The 8,922-nt window shown below is 58.2% G+C and carries 8 protein-coding genes and 1 pseudogene; 4 read left to right on the top strand and 5 right to left on the bottom strand.

What is annotated here, in order from left to right:
• Positions 1-214 precede the first annotated feature (214 nt).
• Positions 215-1,453, bottom strand: a complete 1,239-nt coding sequence (locus E4O97_RS12900; protein ID WP_216091518.1) for an acyl-CoA dehydrogenase family protein — start codon at positions 1,451-1,453, stop codon at positions 215-217.
• A 265-nt stretch (positions 1,454-1,718) separates the two neighbouring features.
• Between E4O97_RS12900 and sfnG the strand changes: the two genes are divergently transcribed.
• Positions 1,719-2,828 (top strand): dimethylsulfone monooxygenase SfnG, encoded by a 1,110-nt coding sequence (gene sfnG / locus E4O97_RS12895; protein WP_248161457.1) that lies wholly within the window; start codon positions 1,719-1,721, stop codon positions 2,826-2,828.
• Here sfnG and E4O97_RS12890 read toward each other — a convergent pair.
• Positions 2,801-3,238 (bottom strand): annotated as a pseudogene (locus E4O97_RS12890) (GNAT family N-acetyltransferase); the annotation flags it as partial. The gene sfnG and the pseudogene E4O97_RS12890 sit on opposite strands and share 28 nt — an antisense overlap.
• Positions 3,239-3,332: 94 nt before the next feature.
• Between E4O97_RS12890 and E4O97_RS12885 the strand changes: the two are divergent.
• Positions 3,333-4,919 (top strand): RimK family protein, encoded by a 1,587-nt coding sequence (locus E4O97_RS12885; RefSeq protein ID WP_078821472.1) that lies wholly within the window; start codon positions 3,333-3,335, stop codon positions 4,917-4,919.
• A gap of 274 nt (positions 4,920-5,193) precedes the next feature.
• Positions 5,194-6,234: a 2-oxoglutarate and iron-dependent oxygenase domain-containing protein gene (locus E4O97_RS12880; protein WP_248161456.1), complete on the top strand. Its 1,041-nt coding sequence runs from the start codon at positions 5,194-5,196 to the stop codon at positions 6,232-6,234.
• A 67-nt stretch (positions 6,235-6,301) separates the two neighbouring features.
• Here the strand turns inward: E4O97_RS12880 and map are convergent, their stop codons facing one another.
• The gene (gene map, locus E4O97_RS12875) at positions 6,302-7,084 is read right to left on the bottom strand and encodes a type I methionyl aminopeptidase (RefSeq protein WP_032875785.1); all 783 of its coding nucleotides are present in this window, start codon (positions 7,082-7,084) and stop codon (positions 6,302-6,304) included.
• Complete coding sequence (locus E4O97_RS12870) at positions 7,084-7,284, bottom strand: ParD-like family protein (protein WP_003190946.1); 201 nt, start codon at positions 7,282-7,284, stop codon at positions 7,084-7,086. The genes map and E4O97_RS12870 overlap by 1 nt, the downstream gene beginning before the upstream one ends.
• A 366-nt stretch (positions 7,285-7,650) precedes the next feature.
• Here E4O97_RS12870 and E4O97_RS12865 point away from each other — a divergent pair, with 366 nt between their 5' ends.
• Positions 7,651-7,920 carry a DUF1652 domain-containing protein gene (locus E4O97_RS12865; RefSeq protein WP_032875782.1) on the top strand — a complete coding sequence of 90 codons (270 nt, stop codon included), beginning with the start codon at positions 7,651-7,653 and terminating at the stop codon, positions 7,918-7,920.
• Between the two features lie 61 nt (positions 7,921-7,981).
• On the opposite strand, the gene E4O97_RS12860 is transcribed toward E4O97_RS12865, so the two are convergent.
• On the bottom strand, positions 7,982-8,920 hold the full coding sequence (locus E4O97_RS12860) for a carbohydrate kinase (protein ID WP_248128878.1): 939 nt from the start codon (positions 8,918-8,920) through the stop codon (positions 7,982-7,984).
• Positions 8,921-8,922 lie beyond the last annotated feature (2 nt).

Below are 8,922 nucleotides of genomic sequence, written 5' to 3'. Positions count from 1 at the left end.
ATTCCGGCCAGCGTGGTTTGACGGGGCGCCTAAGATCAAAAGCAGATCAAGAGCAAGAGCGGCTCGCTTCGCATCGTGGTTACCGTAGGGGGGGCTGCGAACTGAAGTTGTGTAGATACCTATGCCCCGATGAGGAAGTGTCAGTAAATACATTCAGGACTGACCCACCGCTATCGGGAGCAAGCCCCCTCCCACAGTTTGACCCAGATCAACTTCAGGCCTTCGCCGGGCCGTTGCCGATTTGCCACACAAACGGTGGCTCTGTCCCGTTGATCACCCAGTCGCCCACGATCCGCGCCTTGTAGATCACCGGATTGTGCGAAGACACCGTCCGTGCGTTGCGCCAATGCCGGTCCAGCGCCTTGCCTTGGCGCACATCCGAGGCCCCTAAGGCGTTGAACAATTGGCTGGTGGCACGCTGGATCAAATCCGAAACCACCACTTGCGCCGTCGCCGACTCAATCTCAGCCGCCACATTGGCTTCGCGTTCGGCCACGTCATTGCCGCCAAAGCGCGCCAGATAAGCCTGTTGCGCCGGCACTGCGGCCTTCAACGCGCTGGCCTGGGCGGCGTATACCAACGCGGCGACTTCGCCCACCACCTGTTGCACCTGCGCATCCTGGCTGACGTGCGTTGCATTGCCATGGCTGTAGATGCGCTGGCGGTTGCGCACCTGGTGGCCCACGTCGATGAGCGCAGCGCGACCGATACCGGCCAGTGTCGCCAGCAACACCAGTTGGTAGAGCGCAGTCTGGTATTTGAAGCGGGTGGCAAAGTCGATCAGGTTTTCAGTTTCCACCACCGCGTCGGTAAACCGCGAGGTGCCGCTGCCGGTGGTGCGCTGGCCAAAGCCGTCCCAGTCATCGCTCTGCACTACGCCTGGCTGATGGGTGCGGGTGGCGGCGATCACGGCGGCGCCGGTGTCGCTGCGTTGAGCGTAAACATCGATCCAGTCCGAAAACAGGCTGCCGGTGCTGTAGAACTTTTCGCCGTTGAGTTTCCAGCGGTCGCCGTCAGGGCTGACCTGGGTCACCACCTCACCGATGGCCACCGTGCCGATTTCGGTCCAGGCGCAGCCGACGATATCGCCATCGACAAAACGCTTGAACCACAGATCACGGCTTGCGCCGGGTGGCGCATTCAGGCGGTCTTCGGCAAATGCGAAGTGCCCGCGCAGGGCCTGGGGCACGTTGGAGTCGGCCGCTGCCAGTTCGATCAACAGTTCAAACAACTGCGGCAGTGACGCGCCATCACCACCGTATTCCACCGGCACCCGCACCGCGCCAAAACCAGCGTCCTTGAGCCATTGAATCGGTTCGTAGGGCAGTGTGCGGCTGTGCTCGCGCTCAACCGCACCCTCGGCGATGCGCTGGAAGATCGGCCGAAAACGTGCGGCCAGCGCAGGGTAATCGGCGCCGGTAGACAGCGGGTTGATGACCTGATGTTCAGTCATGGGTAGGGCTCCTGGCAGTGATCGAATGTGCTGGAGATTGCACAGTTCGTGCCGGGACTTTGCTCCCCTGTTTGCGGTGCGAGAGGGTGATTGGGTGTTGCTCCTGCAACAGCAGATCGACAAACCGCTGCGATCGGTGACATTGCCGGCAGGCTGATCAGATATCCGATTTTTTAACGCAGCGCCCATGGCGCGGGCATTTGCGGGTGACTGGCACGCTTGCTGCGTAAGCTACATGACATCCATTTGTGCGAGGTACCGTCCGATGAGTCAGCAAGCCGTGAAATTTGCCTATTGGGTGCCCAACGTCAGCGGTGGGCTGGTGGTCAGCAAGATCGAACAGCGCACTCACTGGGGCATCGACTACAACCGCAAACTGGCGCAGTTGGCCGAAGCCGCAGGCTTTGAATACGGCCTGACCCAGATTCGCTTCACCGCCGGTTATGGCGCCGAAAACCAGCATGAGTCCGTGGCGTTCAGCCATGCTTTGCTGGCGGCGACCACCACGCTCAAAGTGATCGCGGCGATCCTGCCAGGTCCCTGGCAACCGGCGTTGGCGGCCAAGCAATTGGCGACCATCGACCAGCTCACCAATGGCCGTATTGCGGTGAATATCGTCAGTGGCTGGTTCAAGGGCGAGTTCCAGGCCATTGGCGAACCCTGGCTGGAGCACGATGAGCGCTACCGTCGTTCAGAAGAATTCATCCGCGCCCTCAAAGGCATCTGGACCCAGGAAGATTTCACCTTCAAGGGCGATTTCTATCGTTTCAACAACTACACCCTCAAGCCCAAGCCATTGGGCCAGCCAGAGGTTTTCCAGGGGGGTAGTTCACGGGCGGCACGGGACATGGCGGCGCGGGTCTCGGACTGGTACTTCACTAACGGCAACACCCCCGAAGGCATCAAGGCCCAGGTCGATGATATCCGCGCCAAGGCCGCTGCCAATCACCATTCGGTTAAGGTCGGCGTGAACGCCTTTGTGATCGCCCGCGACACCGAAGAAGAAGCCCGGGCCGTGCTGGCGGAAATCATCGACCAGGCCGACCCGGAAGCGGTCAACGCCTTTGGTGATGCCGCCAAGCAGGCGGGCAAGGCTTCGCCGGAAGGCGAGGGCAACTGGGCCAAGTCCAGCTTCGAAGACCTGGTGCAGTACAACGATGGCTTCAAGACCAACCTGATTGGCACCCCGCGGCAGATCGCCGAACGCATTGTCGCGCTCAAGGCCGTGGGCGTGGACCTGGTGCTCGCGGGCTTTCTGCATTTTCAGGAAGAGGTGGAGTACTTCGGCAAACGTGTTTTGCCGCTGGTGCGTGAGCTGGAAGCCACGGCCGATGAAGGCGCGAGCGGTTTTTCCAGGCACAAGGCAGCTGTGTGATCTTCGTAGTAGTCGTCGACCCAGGCAAAGCGCCGATAGCCATTGCGCTCATACAGGGAGAGTGCGCCGGGGTTGTCGGTGCGCACTTGCAGACGCAGGTACGCGCAATCGTTGGCCAGGGCGCAGGCTTCGATGTGCTCCAGTAACTGATGGCCCAGACCGATGCCTCGAGCGTGCTCGGCAATGGCGATGGAATACAAGCGCGCCAGCCGGGCGCCACGACGAAACAGCACCAGCCCATAGCCGAGCAGTTCACCGTGCTGTTGCACAAGCCACAACTGGCCATTGGCCCGGCTGATCATCCAGCGCAGACTGCGCGAAGACAGCCGATCACTGCTGAAACACTGCTGCTCCAACGCCACTAATGCAGGCACATCGTCGAGGGTTGCAACGCGAAAGAAAAGAGCCATAAGACCACCGTAAAAGTTGCGTAACGAAACGGGACTTCCCTAAAAGATCGTGCTTAATAGAAAAGGTCGAGTTCTCTAAAGCGGATCAACTATTATGTCGGCGGTACAAGGTCATTGGCGTCAAGTATCCGAGCAAACAGTTGCGGCGACAATAACGTCCAACGGTTATTTTTCCGCGCCACCCCGAAGTTCGAGCCAAGTGGTGATTATTGTCGAGCGCAAGGAAGATTGGGCCTCCTATTTTCCCAGCGAGGATATCGTCACCGCCCAGGAGTACCTGGAGCAGACCCGGGAAAACGAAACAGGCAAGCGCGTACAGGTAATCAACCTGTGCCGCAGCTACAAGTACCTGGGGCACGGCTACTACTGCTCGTTGCTGGCCGAGGCGCGTGGGCACAAGGTGATTCCATCGGTGCGCACCATCAGCGAACTGACCAGGAAAGCCCTGTATGGCCTGTCTCTGGATGATCTGGACAAAAGCCTGGAAAAGGCCCTGAGTCATCATCTCTACAGCAATACCGAAGGCTTTACCCTGACACTGTATTTCGGTCGGACCACGATAGAACCTTTGCAGGAGTTAGCGCGCCAGTTGTTTGAAACCTTTCCCTGTCCGATCTTGTTAGTTGAATTCCGTCAACATAACGGCTGGCATATCGAAGGCGTTAAGTCTGGCGTATTGCACAAGTTACGCGACGATCAGGAAGACCAATTCGCCCACGCCCTCGACAACTTCAGTCGCAAGGTGTGGCGTCAGCCGCGCTCACGTCGGTTGGCCCGTTATGACCTGGCAATTCTTCACGATCCTCAGGAGCAACTGCCTCCGTCCAACCCCCGCGCCCTGGAAAATTTCATACGGGTCGGCAAGGGCCTGGGCATCGATGTGGAGTTGATCGAGCGCAAGGATTACGCACGCCTGGCCGAGTACGACGCCTTGCTCATCCGTGAGACTACCAGCGTCGATAACCATACCTACCGTTTCGCCAAGAAAGCCGAAAGCGAGGGGCTGGTGGTGATGGATGACCCCGCATCGATCCTGCGCTGCACCAACAAGGTCTACCTCACCGACCTGCTGAACAGCCATCAACTGGGCATGCCGGCCACCGAGATTCTTTACAAGGAGCGGCCGGAAGATTTCGAGCGCGTCGGCGAGCGCCTGGGTTTCCCACTGGTGTTGAAGATCCCCGATGGCTGTTTCTCCCGAGGGGTGATAAAGGTCGAAAGCCAGGCGGCGTTGCTCAAGGCCACGGCCGAGCTGTTCGAGCATTCGGTACTGCTGCTGGCCCAAGAGTTCTTCTACACCGAATACGACTGGCGCATCGGCGTGCTCAACCGTAAACCGATTTTCGCCTGCCAGTACTTCATGTCCAAGGGGCATTGGCAGATCTACAACCACAAGGCCATTGGCCAGGCCGTCAACGGTGAGTGTCGCACTCTGGCGGTCCACGAAGCGCCAAAAGCCGTGGTGGAACTGGCAGTGAAGACTGCCAACCTGATCGGCGACGGCCTCTATGGCGTGGACCTCAAGCAGTCCGGCGACAAAGTGGTGGTGATCGAGGTCAACGACAACCCCAACCTGGATGCGGGCATCGAAGATGCCTACCTGCAGGACGATCTGTATGGCTTGGTGCTGGAGGAGTTTGTGCGCCGCCTGGAGCTTAAACGCCAGGGTCAGGTGTGGTAACAATCAAGCAGACCGCTGAAACTCGCGGTTGCCAGGGCAGGAAGGCGAGCAACCTTTACCTGCCGTCGGACGGTTGATTCGATGCCAGTTAAACCGACATCCGGTTATGTTCAGGTTGTCCGCCGGAGTCTATAAATACCGTTCCCAGATGGGAATATAACGACGTTCATGATTCAGGCTCGCAACGTTGGGCCTGAAGCAGTTCCGTTGATGGAGCAGTTCAGCGTCACATTTGTGAGTGCACGTCTCTTTAATGGATTTAAGGAGACACGACATGACTGACTTAATAACTTTTGCCCTGCCTGAAGCTGTAACTGATAGCAAGGCCGATCGCCAATTGGGCCGAGCGCTCATAGATGCTTGGCGCAAAGACGGTATTTTTCAGATCAGCATCCATGACGAACAGGACCAGAAGGTCAAGCGCGCCATGGCAGCCAGCAAGGCTTTTTTCAAACTGCCCCGGGAAGAGAAGTCGCGCTTAGTCAGCAGTCTTACCTATGCAGGGTATGTTGCTTCTGGCGAAGAGGTCACGGCTGGCGAGCAGGATCAATCGGAAATTTTCACCATTTGCAAAGATCTGCCACTGGAGGATCAGCGCGTCGTAGACGGCTGGCCGTGCCACGGTCCCGTGCCATGGCCCAATGACGAATACCGCGACAGCATGAAAGCCTTCCTGGAGGAATTGGGTGACACGGGCGAAAAGTTGTTGAAGCTGGTGGCACTCGGACTGGGATTGGAAATAAATGCTTTGACGCAGCTTAGCCAGGATGGCTGGCACCATATGCGTGTTCTGCGTTTCCCTGCCGAGTCGGCGCAAACCTGCCGAGGTATTGGGGCCCATACCGACTACGGCATGCTGGTGATCGCTACTCAGGATGAGGTGGGAGGTTTGTATATTCGGCCTCCGGTCGACGGTGAACATCGCAAGCGCAACTGGTTGCCTGACGAAAGCACTGCAGGTTTATTCGAAAACGACGAGCCCTGGACGTTCGTGAAACCGGTACCCCGCGTGTTCACAGTGTTTCCGGGTGATATTTTGCAATTCATGACCGATGGACTTCTGCTCTCGACGCCTCACAAGGTCAAGCTAAACTCACGTGAGCGTTTTGCCATGGCCTACTTTCACGAGCCGAGTTTCAGCGTTTCAGCCAAGCCATTATTCAGTCAGAGCTGTACTGAACGTATTCATTACGGCACACATTTCACCAACATGTTTATGCGTTGCTATCCGCAACGGATAACGACCCAGTGCATTCTCAAGGAGAATCGCTTGAGCCACTTGGAAAGTATTAGTCTGGCCCACGCGCACCCTTGAGTTCGTTACGCTCCCGAGCGGGTAGGCCGCTCGGGAGACTTTTCAATGGCCGATCAGCGCCCATTGCTCAAGGTAGTGATTCCACCGGTTCTGCATCAGTTTGTTTTTGCAACGTGAGCACCTCAAACCCGTCCGCCGTCACTGCCACAGTATGTTCCCACTGCGCCGACAGACTGTTGTCCTTGGTCACCACCGTCCAGCCATCCTTGAGACTGCGCGTCTTGGCGCCGCCCTGGTTGAGCATGGGCTCCACGGTAAACACCATACCTTCGCGCAGAACGAGGCCGGTGCCAGGGCGGCCGAAGTGCAGGATCTGTGGCTCTTCATGCATTTGTTTGCCGATGCCATGGCCGCAGTATTCACGCACCACGCTGTAGCCGTTGGCCTGGGCGTGACTCTGAATCGCATGACCGATATCACCCAGGCGAGCGCCGGGCTTGACCTGGCGGATGCCGGCCCACATCGCCTCGAAGGTCATTTCTACCAGGCGTTTGGCCTTGGGCGCCACGTTACCGATCATGTACATCTTGCTGGAGTCGGCAATGAAACCGCCTTTTTCCAGGGTGATGTCGATGTTGATGATGTCGCCGTCCTTGAGGAACTGCGTGGCGCTGGGCATGCCATGGCACACCACTTCGTTGATCGAGGTGTTGATGCAAAAGGGGTAGTCGTACTGACCCAGGCTGGCGGGGCGGGCCTTGAGTTCGTGGCGGATGAAGGCTTCGACGGCGCTGTCCAGCTCAAGAGTGGAGAGGCCGGCGGCGACATAACCGTCGAGCATGTCGAACACCTGGGCCAGCAGGCGCCCCGACTCTCGCATCACGGCCAGTTGGGCGGCAGTCTTGATCATCAGCTGCGTCCCCGGATCAGGTCGGGCTTGTCCAGCAACAACTTGTTGATCAGCTCGTTGTAGGGCAGGTGCGGGTTGAGCTCGGCGAGCAGGCCGATCTTGATCCAGAACTCGGCCTGGGCGTTGATGGAGCGGTCCATGGCGGCGCTGGCCAGGCGCAGCTGTTCGTGCAGTTGGTCGGTGATTTTGACGATGCCCATGAGGTTCACTGTGTAGGTTTGATATACAAAGCGTATACGTTTCGTATGCTTTGCGTAAACCCCTGGTTCAAATGAGGCGCGCGATAGTTGCGACATGTTGCCGAAAAGAGCGTCGACACAGGTTGCTGTTTGAACTGACATGCAGGGTTAAACGTTTAATCGCAGTGGTTCGACGATTATTTAAAGGCTGCAATCGGCTTCATATTAATCGGCAGGTCGCTTATGAAGAAAAGTTACAACAATGCTGAGATTTGCCGAGTAGGCTGGGTGAGTACAGGCGTCTGCCAGGGTTGGCAAGACGGGGCAGGCTAGCGCCTGCCAGCCCATAGAAACTGATTGGCAGTCTCAAAAAAGGAGAGGTTGGCCATGCTTTCGGAACTGGAACTTCGCAGCATTATTGAAGGAAGTTTTCTGCCTAAACGGTGCGAATGCACCAAAGCCGAGGATGCTTCGTTGACGATCAAGGTGTATGACGACCGCGACCGTGACCGGGTGGACTTGGAAGTCAAAGGTATAAACGCCGACAAACTCGACAGCAGTCGAGCCATTTGCAACCTGATCGCCGGTTTGCGTGAAGACCTCAAGCACACCCAGACCCACACCCTGCGTCGAGCAGGAGGGCGCGGTTATTTCTAGTTAAGCCTTGAATTCAAGTTGACCCAGGGCCTGGCATTCGCCAGGCCCATTGTTATGCGCGTCAGCCCAGCTGATGACGGTACGGCAGGTCGGGGCCGGTCTTGGTACAGGTCAACGCGGCAGCCCGAATCGCAAAGCCGAGCATGTTATCAATCTGCACGCGCGTGAGCTGTTGCAGGCCAGTCACTGAGTCAAGCTGATGCTCGGTCAGCCAGGCAATCAACGCGGCCTGGAAGGTGTCGCCGGCGCCCACAGTGTCAGCCATCACCACCTTGACTGCCGGCGCCGACCAGTTGCCGTGCTGACGGCTGAATACGCTGGCGCCATCGCCGCCGCGGGTGAGGAACACCAGTTGGCAGCGGTGTTGCAGCCAACCGTGCAGCACACTTTCGGGTGACTGGTCGGGGTAGAGCAGGTGCAGGTCCTCATCGCTGACCTTGATCAGGTCGGCATGTGTGACCAGTTCGGCGACGCGATCACGCCATAGTTGGATGTCCGGCTGCGGGTTAAGGCGCACGTTAGGGTCCAGGCTGATCAGGCGCTTGCCGCTTTCGCGCTTGACCAGCGCCAGCAGGGTGTCGCCAATCGGTTGCACCACCAGTGAGAACGAGCCGATATGCAGCCCGCGCACCTCATCGCCGAGTACCGGCAAATGCGCGACTTCCAGCAACCGATCCGCACAGCCTTCGCCACGGAAGTTGTACTGCGGTGAGCCATTGGCGCCCACAGCGACCATCGACAAAGTGGTCGGCGCGGCAAATTCCACCAGGAACTGCTCGCTGACCCCTTCATCTTTCAGCACCTGCAACAAGCGCCGGCCGAGGAAGTCGCTGGACAGGCCGCCGAACAACCCGGCTTCAATCCCCAGGCGGCGCAGGCCCACGGCCACATTGAATGGCGAGCCCCCGGCAATCGCCTTGTAATTGACTTTGGCGGCCTGCCCGCTGGCATCCTCCTCGCTGAAAAAATCAAACAGCGCCTCACCACACACCAGATACATAG

The sequence above is a fragment of the Pseudomonas sp. W15Feb34 genome (assembly GCF_023127765.1).
GTDB lineage: Bacteria > Pseudomonadota > Gammaproteobacteria > Pseudomonadales > Pseudomonadaceae > Aquipseudomonas > Aquipseudomonas synxantha_A.
Note: the sequence above shows the minus strand (reverse complement) of the source record. Positions and strands in the feature narration are given on the sequence as shown.